Below are 259 nucleotides of genomic sequence, written 5' to 3'. Positions count from 1 at the left end.
AAACCGGAAAATCGATTCCAGATGATTCCCCCGACTCTTGCCACGGAGTCTGCGTGGCACTAGGTTAATCGCTAATTACTAGACTGCATTGCGGCGGAACTAGTCACCAAAAATCCGGCGGAAACCACGCTTGCGGCACGCCCGCGAGACGGAGAGGGATTCTGCCGAAAATACACGCGACAAGCGGAGAAGCGGCATGAACTGGACAGACGAGCGAGTCGAAAAACTCAAGAAATTGTGGTCCGAAGGGCTTAGCGCC

Annotated in this window: 1 protein-coding gene; it reads left to right on the top strand. The window is 54.4% G+C overall.

What is annotated here, in order from left to right; translation table 11 throughout:
- Positions 1–196 precede the first annotated feature (196 nt).
- Positions 197–259: GcrA family cell cycle regulator (locus SB816_RS32965; RefSeq protein ID WP_410548376.1), on the top strand; the 63-nt coding region annotated here is incomplete at its 3' end.

Source organism: Achromobacter sp. SIMBA_011, assembly GCF_046535435.1.
GTDB lineage: Bacteria > Pseudomonadota > Gammaproteobacteria > Burkholderiales > Burkholderiaceae_B > Achromobacter > Achromobacter dolens.
Note: the sequence above shows the minus strand (reverse complement) of the source record. Positions and strands in the feature narration are given on the sequence as shown.